The organism is Limibacter armeniacum, from assembly GCF_036880985.1.
GTDB classification, from domain to species: domain Bacteria; phylum Bacteroidota; class Bacteroidia; order Cytophagales; family Flammeovirgaceae; genus Limibacter; species Limibacter armeniacum.
The window spans coordinates 1,428,708-1,444,636 of record NZ_JBAJNO010000009.1 but is presented as its reverse complement, the minus strand read 5'-3'; the positions used below and the strand labels follow the sequence as shown (position 1 = coordinate 1,444,636).

The window sequence follows — 15,929 nt, the reverse complement described above, 5'->3', positions numbered from 1 at the left end:
TTAAAAGTTCCTTATTTCTTTGAATTGAGTTTCGTTGGATCTTATCAGTGGAATACCACTCAGAGAGATACCTAAGCATATCTTTGTTTTATCCATTCCCCAAACATTTAACAATGCGGTTTCTGATAAAATCGTTCCATTTTGCAAAAACTTTTTTATGAAAGTTTTGAATTGGGTTTGCTCGAATAGCAACAAACCGATAAAGGCTTGGAATCTACAAAGAGAAGCGTTTTTGAACTGAGCACAAAAATGGTAAAAACTAAGGACTTTTGGAATAATCGATATGACATTTTTAGGAATTGTTAAGACGGATACAGTGTAAGTAGTCATTTCTTTAAGGATTTGGGAATCAAATACTTATTGATTTGTAAGAGTTCCATTCTTTGGTTTTTGTTAACTGATAATACGGAAATATCCTTAAAATACTATGGGTTTTTACAAGAAGGTGTGTAATATTACTCGGTAAAATAAACCTACGCTATGAATTTAGAAGAACTGTACAGGCTTGAAAAACTGGATAGGGACTATCTACTTACCGGTGGAAACTCGGAAGAGGCAGACCTGATTTTTGATCAGGATGAGTTTGAATTGTTGGAAGCAATGTACGGTCAGAAAATACTGCAACCTGTAACGATTAACAGTGTGGCGTTTTCTGAGAAAGACTTGTCCGTACTCAAAGAGTTTGTGGCTCCTTTTAATTTTGAAGAAGGAGTTGATCTTGAGAAGGTTAAGGTCCCATCTTCGCTTTCTGGAGAACAAGCAGAGTTTGTTGGCAGCATGCTAGAAAAGCTTCAGGAAGTAGAGGAAGTTTGGGAGTATGAAGATAAGGAGCGTTGGGAATTTGATGAGGCAGTCAGTAGCGTAGGAGTGCTCTTTATGATGAATGAGATCGATCGGGATTTCGGTGACGAAGAGGAGGAAGACGGGACCATTCTTAATGATGATGAGTATACCTTTCTAGAAGCAATTTATAATGAAACTCCTTTGAGTTTTGGTGGTACGTTTGGTACTGTATCATTCTCGGAAGAGGAACTGGACTATGTAAGGGTGGTGCTTTCAGAGTCAGAGCTGATGCATGAAGTTGAGTTGTCCAAAAAGCAAGAAGACTTTATAGAAGGCATTCTGAAGAAGTGCCACAAGATGAATGAAGAGGAAGAAAACGGTACAGTGCTTAACGTATTTACGTTGCGAGAGCTGTATGAAATGGACCTTGAAGATCACCGCATCGGAGCTGCTTCATTGCGTTTTTCAAAAGATCAGCTGAAGCTGATGGATGCCGTATTCTCTGAGACTAAACCCGCAAAAATACAACTTGGAGGACTGAGGTTTTTCAATGATCAGTTGGAATACCTAAATAAGGTTTTTGAGGGTGAGGAAACATGGTCACCTCAAACTTCAAGCGTATCTTTCAACAAAAGTCAGCGACAATTTGTTGAACAGGTATTAAAGGTGCACGAAGCGCAATTTGCAGAAAATGCCGCAATAGCTGAAGAGGAAGAAGATGATGACTTTATGCCTCTTGACATTGAAGTGCTTTTCATGATGGATGAATTGGAGCGTGAAGAAATGAAAGCTATTGGTGAAAAGGATGGTGATTACCTTTTCAACGATGAGCAATTCAAGCTTTTGAAAGCCGTGTTTTCTGTAAACCGACCGAACAAGGATATAGAAGTAGGACTGACAGGTCCTCTGTTTACAGCAGAACAGATTGATTATCTGAATGCGCTGTTTAAATTTGATGAATACAGACAGCAACAGTACAGTGGAGAGCCATTGTCGGAAGAGCAAACCCGTTTTGTAGTGGGGATTTTTGAACGAGTGAAAGACTTGGATGAAAATGCACCATTCTCTTCCGATGGAAAGATATAAGCAAAATAGCTTAAGGCTCTCTGTATAAGGAGAGCCTTTTATTTTCCATACACACATAAATAACTACTTTCTCATGTCGTGCATAATTTGGCTGACTGATGATTATCTACCTGATCAGGGAGGAATGGCTCTTTCCTGTGAACGGATAGTAACCCAACTAAGGCAATGTGATATCTGTATTCATGTTGTCCACTTCACGAATGATCATCCCCCTTTTGAGATTGAACAGCAACATAACGGTACTTACATGGCTTGTCCTGTAGATAAGGATGAAGCACATTCTTTGAATGTTGCTTGGAAAGTCCTTGAGAACAGAATGAGACATGAAAAATTCAGTCACTTGGTAGCTTTTGGAGGATTGAGACCAATGTTGGCAGGTCCTGTATTTGCTGATTGGATGGACATTCCGTTGATTACCATGATCAGGGGACTTGAATTTGAGATGTATGTGTTCTCTTCTGATAAGCGGAAGGTGCTGGACCATGCTTTTCATCGTTCTCGAACTGTATGTGCTGTAAGTAAGGAGAAAGCCTATAAGATTGCTAAACTCTACAAGGATGTGACAGTGGCATATACGCCTAGTGGAATAGACCTAAAGGGTTGGGATTTGACGGATGAAAACCGGATTCGGGCAAAAGCTATTAGAGCGCAAAGTGACAAAAGAACCATCGGTATTTTTGGTAAATTCAAGGCTCGAAAAGGTGTCTCTTTTTTTATAAAAGCAATTTGTGAAAGTCATGTACATGATCAGGTACGTCTGTTGATAGCAGGAGACTTAACGGAAAAAAGTGAGAAAAAGCTGGAGAAATATGGGGTCGAGTATGAGCTTTTTCCATATATGGAGCGTGAGAAACTCTTGGACATTTATCCAGCATGTGATGCTGTGGCGATACCATCCTTTTACGATGGAATGCCAAATGTACTTTTGGAGGCTGGTGCATTAGGTGTTCCGATCATAGGTTCAAGAGTAGATGGGATGAAAGACCTGATTGATGATGGAGAAAACGGTTTTCTGTTTGCTCCAGGTAGTTTGGATGGTTGTACGCATACATTGGAGGCATTTCTGAATACACCTACCGAGAACTTGCAAGAAATGGGTGATAGACTGAAAAAGTTGATCAGAGCATCTTATACCATCGAAAAAGAATGTGAGTGTTTTCTGAATATCTTTGGTTGATATTCGGCATAGATGAAAAATCCCCAATAGGTTTAACGAACCTATTGGGGATTTCTTTATATAAAAATTACAAAGGCTTCCTTTGCTTAGATTGCAGCTTTAGCATCAAATTTTGAGAAGAATACTTCTTTACGAGCCGACAGTTTAATGTTAGCTATCATTTCTTGCATTTTGCTTTTAAGTTCCTCAGAACCATTCACTAATGGGAGTCTTACGTGGTGCTGACAGATACCTGCAATTTCCAATGCAGTTTTAACACCTGTAGGATTTCCTTCCTCAAATAGAGACTCATTGAAGTCAACCAATCTGTTCATTTCTTTAGAGGCAGCTTTGAAGTCACCTTCCAGTGCAGAATTCACTACGCCACGGTATTCGTGAGGCAGGATATTGGCAATTACAGAAATCACACCTTTTGCACCAACAGAAATTAGAGGAACAGTCAGGGTATCTTCACCTGAGATCAGTAGGAAGTCATCAGCAGTACCATTCGCAATTCTCATACCTTGAACCAAGTCACCAGATGCATCTTTGATTCCAAAGATGTTTGGGTGGTTAGATAATTCAATTACTGTTTCAGCATCCATGTTGACACCTGTTCTGCCTGGAACATTGTACAGCAATACAGGAACTGGTGAAGCATCTGCTACAGCTTGGTAATGAGCGATAATACCTTGTTGAGTTGGCTTTACATAGTACGGACAAACAGATAGGATTGCATCTACACCACTCAGGTCTGTTTCCTGTAGTTGGCGAACAACTTCGAGTGTGTTGTTACTTCCAAGTCCAAACATGATCGGTTTGTCAGTAGGGTTGTTAGTCTTGGCAAATTCAAGGATTTCAGCTTTTTCTTCGCTAGAAAGTGTAGCACTTTCGGCAGTAGTGCCGCAGATAACCCAATAGTCCAAAGAGTCAGTGTGCTTAAGCAGTTTGCCTAATGCATTAAAGTCAATTGCTCCTTGTTCATCAAATGGTGTTACGATTGCTGCTGCTGTTCCTATGAATTGTTCCATGATTAACCAGTTTTTGGTAAAGTCCGATTAGGTATTTTGTACTGTTTTTAGAATTAAATAGAATCCTTTTCAGTGATTACATTACAAACATACCTTTTAATAACTCTCTTCAGCAACTATTCATACAAAGAAAACATTAATAAAACGATTTGTTGTATTTAAAACTATTGGTGATATTTGTGCGAAATCAGTAGGGGTAAAGACAACTAAAAAGATGCAATATGATTACGATAGCAGAAGCTGTAGAGGAAATAGTAAGAACATCTCCATTTCTTGAAGAAGCCATTGTTGATGGCATTATCAACTATACAGGCTTGGCTCGACATATCAAGGAAGAGGTGGAGCAAAAACTCTATAAGGAAGTTCAGACAGGAGCCATTGTGATGGCAATTCAAAGACTGAAACCGAAGCTGTCAAAGCTCAATATTGAGGATGAACTGATCAGCTACCTCAAAAATATGGGGGAAATTATTGTCCGTTCAGACTTGATTGACTTTACCTATAAAAACTCCCAGACACTGATTCAGAAACAGCAACAGTTACTGAGAGAAATCGAGGGAAAAAAAGATATTTTCCATGCTTCTTCGAAAGGTGTCTATGAAACCAATATCGTGACCAGCCGAGGAATGGCACCTGAAGTTGAACGAATTTTCTCAGGAGAAGCTTTACTGAATAAGCTTGAAAGCCTTGCTTCGATCACGATGCGTCTTCCATCTGACAATATAGATGTACCCGGTGTGTACTACTATGTGCTGAAAAAAATAGCTTGGGAGTCCATCAATATTGTGGAAATGGTCTCCACTACGAATGAGTTTACACTGATTCTTTATAAGAAAGATGTAAACCAGACATTTAACTTGCTGAACTCCATGACTGACCAATAGTTTTTGGCTGGGGAGAACAACAAATATGGAAAGCTATAGAACATTGCCTTAGGTTCACAAGTTGTAACACTAAACATCAAATGAACATGAAACGGGTAACCGGACTCTTTTGCTTGCTGCTATTTTTTATAGCAGGACATGCACAGACAACAAACAGTAAGACGGAGGCTAAAATTATGGAATACAACAAACTGACTCCTTTTGAGGAATGGGTGATTCAGCAAAAAGGAACTGAACGACCAAATACAGGTAAGTTCAATAACCATTATGAAAACGGTACTTATGTTTGCAGGCAGTGTAATGCTCCCTTGTATAGTTCGGAGGATAAGTTCAAGTCACATTGTGGCTGGCCTAGTTTTGATGATGAGATTCTGGGGGCAATCACCAAAAAAACGGATGCAGATGGAATGAGGACTGAAATCCTGTGTGCCAATTGTGGAGGACACCTCGGGCATGTGTTCTTTGGAGAAGGCTTTACAAATAAGAATACCAGACATTGTGTTAATTCAGTGTCAATGGGCTTTATTCCAGCTAAGGTACAAGAGGCTAAAGCTATATTTGCATCGGGATGTTTTTGGGGAACGGAGTATTACCTTTCTCAGTTGCCGGGAGTGCTAGCCACTACCGTTGGGTTTACTGGTGGTACAGTTGAAAACCCTACCAGTGAGGAAGTACACGCAGGGAAATCCGGACACGTAGAAGCTGTTGAGGTAATTTATGATCCAAGTAAGGTTGATTATGAAACCTTGGCAAAAATATTCTTTGAAATACATGATCCAACGCAAGCCAATGGGCAAGGAACTGATATTGGTCCTCAGTACCGTTCAGTTGTATTCTATACAGATCATACCCAAAAGGAAGTAGCAGAAAACCTGATAGAGGAGTTGAAGCAAAAAGGGTATGGCGTCGTAACGGAGGTGAAGGAGGCTGGAGTATTTTATAAGGCTGATGAAAAGCATCAGGACTATTATTTCAGAACATCCGGTACACCAACTTGCCATAAATACACAAAACGTTTTTAAGGCATTTTCAGGCAACAAAAAAAGCGCTTCATCATTTAGGTGAAGCGCTTTTTGTAGAGCAGAACAGTGGAGGAATTATTCTGAAATTCGGTTCTTTATTTTGTTGAGACAGTATTTGTTTTCTTGGGCTATCAGCTCTTGTAAGTCCAAGTACTTTTTATAGTTGATCAATCGAGCATCATCGCTTGCAAAGTACTCGTCAATCAGGTTAATCATGACAACTTTGTCATGCCACTTACCTAGCATCTCAGAAAGGCAATCCAACTTTTTAAGAGATACAGGAGCATACTTACTATTGATTGCGTACTTGTTGTAAACTGTATAGATGTAGAGGCATTGCTTAATCAGGCTACGTGCTTGGTGAATATCCTTATCTTCGTCTGATTTGTAAAGCATCTCTACACTCCTGAGTTTTTCGGTAGCTAATCCATTCATTCGGGCGATGATCTCTTCTTCAGGAAACTTGCCTAAAACTGTTTTTAAAGTAACCTCCTTTGCATAAAGTTCTTTTGTTTCAAAACCATTCATGGCTTTTGAAAGAGGGGCACGGGCATCCGCTATTTTTGACTTAAAGTATTGACGAAGCTCGGGGTAAAGAATGTTTTCTTTTCTTTCGTAGTAAACAAGTAATGCAAGTTGTACTTGAATGTCACGAAGAGCTCCAGCCGCCTTGAATAGAGATTTGATAAAGGCGAATTCTTTTTTTGAATGAAATGCTTTAGACGTAATCGTATCCGTCATTTGAAATAAAGCTTTGATCTTTTTGACTGCTACTCTGGTTTTATGAATAGCCTCTTCATCAAATTGATTTTTCACTTTGTCCGAATACTTTTCAATGGTCAGTCGTTGCTGTTTATAGTATTTCTTTATGCCTTTTTCAATCATAAAATTGTGAAGCCACCAACCCTTAATTCTCAATCATACTTTCAATTTGCAGGTCAAAGACTCCGTCTGTTACGTTTACAGTATTGTTACCACTAATTGCACTGAAGTCAAAGTTTCCCTTTACGCTGCTTGCGGTGGAGGAGGTTACATGTACCATCCCTGAATTCTGGTTTGTATTCAAAGTGGTAAAGGTTCCGCCATTTCCAAGACCTGCTTCCCACTTTCCTTCATTATTGTTGGCATTACCTCCTAAGGAGTATTCACCTAAGCCGTCATAATTGTTCAGGATAATCTGAAGCGCCTTGTTTCCGCTGCTGGCCGAAATGGATAGGGTTGATCCATTTTGTACCACGACAATCTCATTGGCTTCAAAGCCTTGTCCGTTGATTGTTGCTGAAAACTTTTTGGTTGTAGGTTCGAGAGATGTCTCATCACAAGAGACAAGCAGCCATATAGTAAATAAGCTGATAATTGTTAAGCAATACTTCTTGATCATGTGAGTTGGGTATTTTGTTGAAATAACAAAGTATAAGTTGTTGGGTGTGACCAATTCACTCAGAATATGAAAGTCGTACCCTGCTTTATAACAAAACAATGATGATCTATATATTAAGAGGCTTATTGCCTTGATATCAGAAGTGAGGATGTAAACAATTGGAGATGGCTGTGACAGCCTAAGGTTGGTTAGCTAGTTCAATTATTTATAAGCAGGAATGATACCATACTGTTTCAACGTCAGACAACCTTAGACAGTTCTCTTTGAAGAATTTATAATTCCAGTTGAATGGCTGCAAGTATTTGGAGAAAAGTTGAAGAGAATATTGAAATATTAGCGTATTAAAGTGGGAAAAATGAAAATAAAAAAGCTGAACATTGAAGAATATTCAGCTTTGGGAAAAATTATTATTTAACCTTTAATTTATCTCTAAGGTCTTGGGCAGTTATGACTTCGTATTTATCTGTGATTTTGAAAGGTAATCTCATAGGATCTTTCTCAATTTCAACACGGATAAAGTCAATATCTGCATCCATTTTCTTGAGCGAAATATTTAGGTCATCCACTTCTCCGATTTCAATTTTTGTTTTGAATGGAAAAACTTGGATAGGGTCTTTGTCTGTGATTTCCTTGAAATCGCTATACAGTACTTTTACACCATCTTTGCCTTTTTTCTTTTCCACAAAGAGCTTTTCGAGCTTGAGTAGAGTTCTGCTGATGTAAGCCCTGATCTTGTAATCACCTCTAAATCGTCTGAGAATAAAGAACTCATCATCAATTAGGCCCTTATTTTTCATGTTATAGTCTTCAGGCAATTCACCAATCAGCATTGCTTGAAGTAGCGCGTAATCTATATCAGTCTCAGTGAGCAAGTACAAGTCTGCATAGCTGAGTTGATAGTACTCTTTAGATAATCTGGAGATTGCTCTTAGGGAGTCCCTGTCAGCTAATACCCTTAAACCTTCAATCCCCATTGTACGGACCGAGATCCATAGCGCACTATCTTTTACTACTCTAATATCAGCTGTAACTTTCTGCTGCTGCCCTTTCATGTGTACATTAACTTTAGCTTTGGAGCTTAAGTAATGGTAGTCGAGGTTATCAACGGCAAAGTTATCAGCTTTGACTCTTTTACGGTTGGCCACGTCTTTACGACAGGAAGAAAAAAGAAGGGTAGCGGTACAAAAAAGAAGAATATATATGGTTTTGTAATGCATTTGATGCAAGTGTAAAATCAAAAAGAACTCTCCGGCAGTTGATTGCCGGAGAGACTTGGATGGTATATTATTTCAGGTTGGCAATAGCTGCTTCAAGAGAAGCAATCTTGCTCTCTGCATCTGCCTTTTTCTGTTGCTCTTTCGCTACCACTTGTTCTGGAGCACCACTTACAAATCGTTCGTTTGAAAGCTTTTTGTCCACAGAAGCCAAGAACCCTTTTGTATACTCAAGTTCTTTCTGAAGCTTTTCAAGTTCTGCCTCTGTATCCAGTTGTCCTTCAAGGTTTACAAAGAATTTGTCTTCCTTAATCACAAACTGAACAGCGCCATCAACTTCCTGATCCACATAAGTCAGAGACTCAAGGTTAGCCAGTTTGTTGATCACTGTAGAGAACACTTCAAATACTTCCTTGTTTTTAGTCATGATACACAACGGAAGTGGAACTTTTGGAGCGATCTGCTTACTGTTTCTGATATTACGAACGTTTGAAACTACTTCAAAAGCTGTTTCTGCCTGAGTAAGAATCTTCTCATCTGACTGACCAATAGTAGGGTATTCCGATACAATGATACAGTCACCAGCTTCACGCTCCTTAATTGAGTGCCAAATTTCTTCAGTGATAAATGGCATAAATGGATGTAGAAGCTTCATCAATCTTTCAAAGAAGTTGATGGTAGCATCAAGTGTAGGGCGGTCGATTGGCTTCTGGTAAGCTGGCTTGATCATCTCAAGGTACCAAGAACAGAAGTCATCCCATACCAGTTTATAGATCGCCATCAGCGCATCAGAAATTCTGTATTTGCTGAAGTGATCCTGAATTTCTACTAGCGTCTTGTTCAGCTTAGCTTCAAACCATGCGATAGAAGCTTCGTTTGCACTTCCGTCAAGGCTTTCATCTACTTCCCATCCTTTTACAAGGCGGAACGCATTCCAGATTTTGTTAGCGAAGTTACGTCCCTGTTCACAAAGTTTTGTATCAAACAGAAGGTCATTACCTGCTGCAGCACTTAACAAAAGACCAACTCTTACTCCGTCAGCACTATAGTTTTCGATCAGTTTAAGCGGGTCAGGAGAGTTTCCTAATTGCTTAGACATTTTACGTCCTTGATCGTCACGAACGATACCTGTCAGGTACACATTCTTGAACGGTAGTTCGCCTTTCCACTCGTAACCTGCGATAACCATACGGGCAACCCAGAAGAACAGGATATCCGGACCAGTTACAAGGTCATCTGTAGGATAGTAGTAGTTGATGTCCTCGTTTTCAGGATTTGTCAAGCCATCAAAAACCGAGATAGGCCACAACCATGAAGAGAACCATGTATCCAGTACATCTTCTTCTTGTCTGAGTTGATCAACAGTGATCGTTGCGTCAATTTCCTGAGCAAGTTTCAAAGCTTCTTCAGCAGTTTCTGCTACTACAATTTCCCCATTTGGAAGGTAGAATGCAGGAATACGCTGTCCCCACCACAATTGACGAGAGATACACCAGTCCTTGATGTTCTCCATCCAGTGACGGTAAGTATTTTTGTATTTAGCTGGGTGCAATTGGATGTTGTCGTTCATGACATTTTCCAATGCAGGCTTCGCCAACTCTTCCATCTTCACGAACCACTGTGCAGAAAGCTTAGGTTCGATAACAGCACCTGTACGCTCAGATGTTCCTACTTTATTTTGAAGTGCTTCAACCTTAACAAGGTTACCGCTTTCCTCAAGGTCTTTTACGATTTCTTTTCTTACCGCAAAGCGATCTTTACCTGCATACTTTGCACCAGCCTTATCATTGATTGTACCATCTTCTTCGATGATGTCAATTACTTCAAGGTTGTGCTTCATTCCTAACTCGTAGTCATTCAAATCGTGAGCAGGTGTCACTTTCAGACAGCCTGTACCAAATTCGATATCTACATAGTCATCCCCGATAATCGGAATTTCACGACTAGTGGTAGGAACAACGACTTTTTGACCAATCAGGTGTTTGAAACGGTCGTCGTTAGGGTTTACACAGATAGCAGTATCAGCAGGAATTGTTTCAGGACGTGTTGTAGCAATGGTTACAAACTCGCCTTCTTTACCTACAATAGGATACTGAACATAAAACAGTTTAGAATCTACTTCCTTATAGATTACTTCTTCATCCGAAAGTGCTGTTTTACCTGCTGGATCCCAGTTTACCATTCGTACACCACGATAAATCCAGCCTTTACGGTAAAGGTCAACAAAGACTTTTATAACTGAAGCACTCAGTTCATCCTCCATTGTGAAACGGGTACGATCCCAATCACAAGAAGCACCAAGTTTTTTCAGTTGCTCCAAGATAATTCCACCATACTTCTCTTTCCACTCCCAAGCATGTTTCAGGAATTCCTCACGTGAAATATCTTTCTTATCAATCCCTTGCTCTTCCTTTAGCATCTTAACCACTTTTGCTTCTGTCGCAATTGATGCGTGGTCTGTACCTGGTACCCAGCAAGCCTCAAAGCCTTCCATTCTTGCCTTGCGGACAAGGACATCCTGAATGGTGTTATTGAGCATATGCCCCATGTGCAACACACCTGTTACGTTTGGAGGTGGAATCACCACCGTAAAAGGTTTCTTATCAGGATTTGGTTCTGAGTGAAAGAAATTATGGTCCATCCAGTGTTGGTACCATTTGCTTTCTACGTCTTTAGGATTGTAAGTCTTTGCTAATTCCATCTATATAAACATTTTAGACGCTTCCGTTTGGGTAAGCGTCTGCCATTTTAAGAATCCAAAAATTTTTCAGATGACAAATCTAAGAAAAAATGTGAAGTGAAAGAGGATTGCTTGTATAGAAATGCATTCAGTAGTTTGAAATATAGAAAACTATAATCATAACCAATAGGTTTGATAGGGTGTAAACTAGCTTTAAATAAAAAAGACCATGTACACTCTGACGTATACATGGTCTCGTTAGCAAAATAGAGATAACGTCTAGTTTTGTTGTTTTAACCAACTTCTTGCTGTGGAGAGGTCCTTAAAGTATTTAATATTTACAGTAGATTTTTTTTCAGCCTGATTGTTGGCATTCTGCATTGATATTTCACCAAAAACATTTTCAGGTACCAAAAATGCCATATGCTTCAACCCTGCATTGACGGCACGGGGAAACCAATTGACCTCAATCCATTCCTGACTTTGTTGAGGCATGACAGCCATTTTACTGGTATCAACTAGCATTTTGTAGGAGGCATTTCTTTTGAGTATTTCGATATGATGCAGTGCTACGGACTTGAACTCTTCAAAAGCTAGATACCCTGAATAGGGAGCGATTACGGCAGGGATAGAAGCATCATAATGGGCAGCTTCTATGTTTTGTAATTTAATGTTTGGCATACGATGTGAGCGATTAATGGATAAGTAAATATGAATATTCCTTTTAGGTTGGTTGGTTAGAAAGAACACCAAGTTATCTGTTCTTTTGGTTCTAAATGAAAGTTAATAAACAGTGTCTAAATCCTGTCTATGCAGGTAGGTTATTCATGTTTTTTCCATTAGAAAGCTATTCAATCGCAGGTACTAAACCTTACAGTCACCTCTTTCGTAGGAGCAACTATCTTTTACATTTGTTTTTAATTTTTTTGACTTCCTAACAGTTTGTAAGGAACCAATCAATTGGTTGGATTATTGCGGTTAATTATCTTTGCCGACTTTGAGAAATATTTATATATGAACCTTATATCACAAAAACATAATTGAATTGTATGAAAAACTTTTTAAAAGTTACACTAGTGATGTTATGTATGGTTTTCATGACATCAACTTTTGCACAGAGCAGACGATCAAGCGGAGGGGCTCCATCTAGTTATGGTAATACCTTGAATATAGGTTTAGGGCTTGGGTATGGAGTGCCATTACTGGTTAACTATGAGTTTGATGTGGCCAAAGACTTTACTTTAGCTCCGTTTATAGGTTATCACAGATACAGAGAGTATTGGGGACGATACAATGCTTACTACATTGAAAATATAGTTCCGATTGGTGCAAAAGGTACTTATTACCTGGATGACGTCTTTGGGTTGACAAACCCTAAATGGGACCTTTATGGAGCGGCTTCATTAGGTTTTAATATTTACAGCTACCGTTGGAAAGACGCTACTCCTGACGGTTGGGACGATAGTTGGGATGCAGCAAGTGAAACTTCAGCGTTGTTCCTGACTGTACATGCAGGTGCACAATATCACTTTAATAGTAAACTGGGCGTTTTCCTTGACTTGGCAGGTGGTCTAGCTGGCCCTTCTACTGTAATGCCAACAGTTGGTTTAGCTATTAATTTTTAATAGTAGACAGCATTAGATATAAAAAAGCCTGAAGGAATATTCCTTCAGGCTTTATTTATTATGATTTGCCTAACATCTTTTCCTTGAGGTTTTTGTCTGCAGGTGTATCACAAAACCAAATTCCAAACAAAGCTTCTTTGAAATCTTTGCCTTCAATAATGGTTAGCTGTTTACCGTTCTTGATAACCTGTACTTTACTCCCTTTTGTAGCATTAAACTCAAACTTATCACCTACAACAATCTTCTCATTGAAAACGGCTGTAAACTGATTGATTTTATCCATTAGGGGAGTTGTTTTACCTCCTGTAGCATTTTCAAAACCTTCTGTAATGGCATCTGTCATTCTTTGGCTGGTGATCATCCCTGAAGTGATGTAGAGTCTGATACTCATAGGTTCGTCACTGCTGATGATCGAATTTGCATTGTTATTTTTCTCTTTAAGAAACAATGCCCCTACATACATATCCATAAAGAATTTACTTCGTATCCCTGCACCATTCAATACCAACGAAGTACCATTAATGTCTACGCTTTCAGGTACAGAAACATCTCCTACTTTTGATTGGGAGAACCCTTCCATGGTAAGCCCCAGCAGAAGTACTGATAGTAAAAAAAACTTGTACATAAACGATTTAAATTTTGCTGAAATCAAAAAGACTCAGATCAATCACCTTTGATGACACCAATTGGCATGGTGTCAACTACCTGATAGATCATGTTGATGATAGCATCAGAGGTGAATTTCTCTCTGTCTATTACCAAGTCAAAGGTAGGATTTTCTATTTCTGGTGCAATATATTCAAGAAAAGCATTTCTTCGTTTATTCATATCATCAACCAGTTTCTGGGCTTTTTCATAGGAAAGCTCTTTCTTGTGCATGATGGTCTCCACTCTGTATTTTTCTGAAGCAACAAGCCTTACATTTAGTACTTGAGGGAGGTCCTTGGTAAATGCAACAGCACCACGTCCTACAATAATGACATTTCCTCTTAACAGATAAGTACCAATAACACTATGTAATGCTTTGACAAGGTTGTTGTCCATTACATTATGGTCCTTATCAAAAGCCTTGATGATGCTTTCAATAATACCTCTTTCGATAGGAGTCTTGGCTTTGTTCAGTTTGGAAGATGATACTGACAACTCTGATGATACCCTATGGAGGACGTCTTTGTCTACCAGCATCCAACGTTCATCATCAGGCATGGGGTCTTTCTTGTTGAGCAATAATACCAAAGAGCGCCCTATTTCCACGGCTTCACATCCATATTCCCGAGAGATGGTGATCGCTCTTCCTTTACATTGAAGTGGTGGCAATGCTTCAGGCTCTTCAGTATAGGGAATAGTTCCCATATACCAACCTAGGTAATCGTGAAATTGTGTTTGCATGTCTGTAATGGTTAAGTGGTGGTTGAGAAACCAAATTGGAACATCCAGAAGGGGATGCTTTTACCTAAGAAATGCCAAATACTGAAATTCAGTTCAAAAAGGAGGGGGAATTAAAACGCCCCAGCAAGTGGTGGGGCGCAAACATTTTTTCTTAACCGATATGCTTCATCAAGAATTGTAGAATCTGTTTCTCATGCCAGTACAATTGGTTTCCGGCGTCATAGAAACCCACATGTCCACCGTATTTTGTAAGCATCAGCTTAACAAAAGAGTGCTGGTCTGTTTCCTTTACAGGGTGACTGTCAGGAGCAAGTAGTGGATCATTGATCGCATTCAGTATTAGTGTAGGCACCTTGATGTTGGGAATAAAGTGCTTGCAGCTGTTTTCTCGCCAGTAGGTACGGGCATTTGCAAACCCATGTGCAGGAGCAGTGTACAGGTTATCATAATCTTCAAAAGACCTGATTTTACTGATGTCTTTCAAGGTGAATTTAGCCTCCCGAAACTTAATCTTCGTGCGAGCTTTCTCCTTCAAGAATTTCAGGAAACGATTTCTGTAAAGGTATCCAGAAGGTCTGCTTAGGTAATCAGCAGAGGCTTCCAAATCACAAGGTACAGATATGGCGACTATGCCATTGACTGCAGCAGGTGTATTGGCTCCTAGTTCACCTGCATACTTTAATATCAGGTTGCCTCCAAGACTGAACCCTACCAAGAAAACCTCATTGTAGTTGCCTTGGGCAATGATCTGGTTGATCATAATCCCTATGTCATCTGTTGCGCCACTGTGGTAAGAACGGAAACGCCAATTGGGCTCTCCACTGCACCCTCTGTAATTGAGTCCGACAGCATCCCACTTGCGTGCATTGGCCATTCTTACAACACCTTTAACATAGGCGAGTTCTGCATTTCCTTCCAGTCCGTGTGCTACAATTACACAGCGATGGCTGCCAACTTTTGACCAGTCAAGATCCAAGAAGTCATCATCAGGCGTGAAAATTCGTTGCCGTTTGTAGTCAACATCTCTCACTTTGCGGAACAGTGCAGGATAAATCGTACTCAGATGTGATTTTCTAAAAAGAAAAGGAGGGCGATAAGTAGTTTGTGTTACCATAGACTTGAAAAATTGTAGTAAAGCATCTGTTATTTTGAAGAATCTGCGCCTATGAACATCAAGTATTAAGAGCGTAAAAGAAAGATGTGGTAAATGAAAAATGGTTCATTAGCACAGTGGTTGAATAGTTAGTCACAAATTTATAGTGTGACGGCATGTTGTTTACTGTTTAAACAGCCATTTACATTTATGGCACCTTGAATTTACGAAATACTCTTTGTTATTGTAAAGCCATTAACATTTGTCGCCCATTGTCTCCTTGAGAAAGCAGGCAAAAGTTATCTGTTCCTGATATATGGTAAACCTGAATTTAACGAAGTTGTTAGGAGTGGGTAAAAACACCGAAATGGTAAGTCAAAAAAATCAACGGGGTGCAGCTGTTGTAATACTAGGTGACAGGGTGAAACCTGTCACCACCCATCTCTTACGATGAACACTTAATCGTATTGAGCTACACCCCGAAAAATTTCCCTATCTAAAAAGTAAAAGTGTTAATAAATGATCACGAAACTATAAAATTAATCGTCAATTTCAATAGAATTTTTTATTGTGTAGCTAATTAAT

At 39.4% G+C, this 15,929-nt stretch carries 15 protein-coding genes; 5 read left to right on the top strand and 10 right to left on the bottom strand.

The genetic code is table 11. The annotated features are described in order from the left end of the window. Window positions 1-330, bottom strand: a complete 330-nt coding sequence (locus V6R21_RS23715; protein WP_334246020.1) for a hypothetical protein — start codon at window positions 328-330, stop codon at window positions 1-3. Between the two features lie 150 nt (window positions 331-480). On the opposite strand from V6R21_RS23715, the gene V6R21_RS23710 reads away from it, so the two are divergent. Both V6R21_RS23710 and V6R21_RS23705 read left to right on the top strand, forming a co-directional pair. Then, window positions 481-1,869: a hypothetical protein gene (locus tag V6R21_RS23710; protein WP_334246019.1), complete on the top strand. Its 1,389-nt coding sequence runs from the start codon at window positions 481-483 to the stop codon at window positions 1,867-1,869. Between the two features lie 73 nt (window positions 1,870-1,942). Further along, a complete protein-coding gene (locus tag V6R21_RS23705; protein WP_334246018.1) occupies window positions 1,943-3,046 on the top strand; it encodes a glycosyltransferase family 4 protein in 1,104 nt (367 codons plus the stop codon). Between the two features lie 86 nt (window positions 3,047-3,132). Here the strand turns inward: V6R21_RS23705 and dapA are convergent, their stop codons facing one another. Next, on the bottom strand, window positions 3,133-4,056 hold the full coding sequence (gene dapA, locus V6R21_RS23700) for a 4-hydroxy-tetrahydrodipicolinate synthase (protein WP_334246017.1): 924 nt from the start codon (window positions 4,054-4,056) through the stop codon (window positions 3,133-3,135). Window positions 4,057-4,277: 221 nt separating this feature from the next. Here dapA and V6R21_RS23695 point away from each other — a divergent pair, with 221 nt between their 5' ends. Continuing rightward, entirely contained in the window at window positions 4,278-4,940 is a 663-nt protein-coding gene (locus V6R21_RS23695; RefSeq protein ID WP_334246016.1) for a hypothetical protein, read from the top strand. Window positions 4,941-5,026: 86 nt separating this feature from the next. Next, window positions 5,027-5,962 carry a bifunctional methionine sulfoxide reductase B/A protein gene (locus V6R21_RS23690; RefSeq protein ID WP_334246015.1) on the top strand — a complete coding sequence of 312 codons (936 nt, stop codon included), beginning with the start codon at window positions 5,027-5,029 and terminating at the stop codon, window positions 5,960-5,962. Window positions 5,963-6,037: 75 nt separating this feature from the next. Here V6R21_RS23690 and V6R21_RS23685 read toward each other — a convergent pair whose 3' ends face one another. The 5 genes from V6R21_RS23685 to V6R21_RS23665 all read right to left on the bottom strand — a co-directional run bounded on the left by V6R21_RS23685 (window position 6,038) and on the right by V6R21_RS23665 (window position 11,918). Further along, complete coding sequence (locus V6R21_RS23685) at window positions 6,038-6,847, bottom strand: CHAD domain-containing protein (protein WP_334246014.1); 810 nt, start codon at window positions 6,845-6,847, stop codon at window positions 6,038-6,040. 22 nt (window positions 6,848-6,869) lie between these two features. After that, window positions 6,870-7,343 (bottom strand): DUF6252 family protein, encoded by a 474-nt coding sequence (locus V6R21_RS23680; protein WP_334246013.1) that lies wholly within the window; start codon window positions 7,341-7,343, stop codon window positions 6,870-6,872. Between the two features lie 407 nt (window positions 7,344-7,750). Further along, window positions 7,751-8,488, bottom strand: coding sequence for a DUF4292 domain-containing protein (locus tag V6R21_RS23675; protein ID WP_334246012.1), 738 nt, complete (start codon window positions 8,486-8,488; stop codon window positions 7,751-7,753). A gap of 139 nt (window positions 8,489-8,627) precedes the next feature. After that, window positions 8,628-11,258: a valine--tRNA ligase gene (locus tag V6R21_RS23670; RefSeq protein ID WP_334246011.1), complete on the bottom strand. Its 2,631-nt coding sequence runs from the start codon at window positions 11,256-11,258 to the stop codon at window positions 8,628-8,630. A 258-nt stretch (window positions 11,259-11,516) separates the two neighbouring features. Then, on the bottom strand, window positions 11,517-11,918 hold the full coding sequence (locus V6R21_RS23665; RefSeq protein WP_334246010.1) for an STAS/SEC14 domain-containing protein: 402 nt from the start codon (window positions 11,916-11,918) through the stop codon (window positions 11,517-11,519). 368 nt (window positions 11,919-12,286) lie between these two features. Between V6R21_RS23665 and V6R21_RS23660 the strand changes: the two genes are divergently transcribed. Beyond that, on the top strand, window positions 12,287-12,862 hold the full coding sequence (locus tag V6R21_RS23660; RefSeq protein WP_334246009.1) for a hypothetical protein: 576 nt from the start codon (window positions 12,287-12,289) through the stop codon (window positions 12,860-12,862). A gap of 58 nt (window positions 12,863-12,920) precedes the next feature. Here the strand turns inward: V6R21_RS23660 and V6R21_RS23655 are convergent, their stop codons facing one another. From V6R21_RS23655 to V6R21_RS23645, 3 genes are all read right to left on the bottom strand, one after another. Next, entirely contained in the window at window positions 12,921-13,487 is a 567-nt protein-coding gene (locus tag V6R21_RS23655) for a chalcone isomerase family protein (RefSeq protein ID WP_334246008.1), read from the bottom strand. A 38-nt stretch (window positions 13,488-13,525) separates the two neighbouring features. Continuing rightward, window positions 13,526-14,251: a cytidylate kinase-like family protein gene (locus V6R21_RS23650; RefSeq protein WP_334246007.1), complete on the bottom strand. Its 726-nt coding sequence runs from the start codon at window positions 14,249-14,251 to the stop codon at window positions 13,526-13,528. 151 nt (window positions 14,252-14,402) lie between these two features. Then, window positions 14,403-15,365, bottom strand: coding sequence for a YheT family hydrolase (locus V6R21_RS23645; protein WP_334246006.1), 963 nt, complete (start codon window positions 15,363-15,365; stop codon window positions 14,403-14,405). Between the last annotated feature and the right edge of the window lie 564 nt (window positions 15,366-15,929).

Bases quoted from the DNA above. Each gene is read 5' to 3' on its own strand.
- V6R21_RS23715 (WP_334246020.1), bottom strand. From the start codon at position 330: ATGACTACTTACACTGTATCCGTCTTAACAATTCCTAAAAATGTCATA.
- V6R21_RS23710 (WP_334246019.1), top strand. From the start codon at position 481: ATGAATTTAGAAGAACTGTACAGGCTTGAAAAACTGGATAGGGACTAT.
- V6R21_RS23705 (WP_334246018.1), top strand. From the start codon at position 1,943: ATGTCGTGCATAATTTGGCTGACTGATGATTATCTACCTGATCAGGGA.
- dapA (WP_334246017.1), bottom strand. From the start codon at position 4,056: ATGGAACAATTCATAGGAACAGCAGCAGCAATCGTAACACCATTTGAT.
- V6R21_RS23695 (WP_334246016.1), top strand. From the start codon at position 4,278: ATGATTACGATAGCAGAAGCTGTAGAGGAAATAGTAAGAACATCTCCA.
- V6R21_RS23690 (WP_334246015.1), top strand. From the start codon at position 5,027: ATGAAACGGGTAACCGGACTCTTTTGCTTGCTGCTATTTTTTATAGCA.
- V6R21_RS23685 (WP_334246014.1), bottom strand. From the start codon at position 6,847: ATGATTGAAAAAGGCATAAAGAAATACTATAAACAGCAACGACTGACC.
- V6R21_RS23680 (WP_334246013.1), bottom strand. From the start codon at position 7,343: ATGATCAAGAAGTATTGCTTAACAATTATCAGCTTATTTACTATATGG.
- V6R21_RS23670 (WP_334246011.1), bottom strand. From the start codon at position 11,258: ATGGAATTAGCAAAGACTTACAATCCTAAAGACGTAGAAAGCAAATGG.
- V6R21_RS23665 (WP_334246010.1), bottom strand. From the start codon at position 11,918: ATGCCAAACATTAAATTACAAAACATAGAAGCTGCCCATTATGATGCT.
- V6R21_RS23660 (WP_334246009.1), top strand. From the start codon at position 12,287: ATGAAAAACTTTTTAAAAGTTACACTAGTGATGTTATGTATGGTTTTC.
- V6R21_RS23655 (WP_334246008.1), bottom strand. From the start codon at position 13,487: ATGTACAAGTTTTTTTTACTATCAGTACTTCTGCTGGGGCTTACCATG.
- V6R21_RS23650 (WP_334246007.1), bottom strand. From the start codon at position 14,251: ATGCAAACACAATTTCACGATTACCTAGGTTGGTATATGGGAACTATT.
- V6R21_RS23645 (WP_334246006.1), bottom strand. From the start codon at position 15,365: ATGGTAACACAAACTACTTATCGCCCTCCTTTTCTTTTTAGAAAATCA.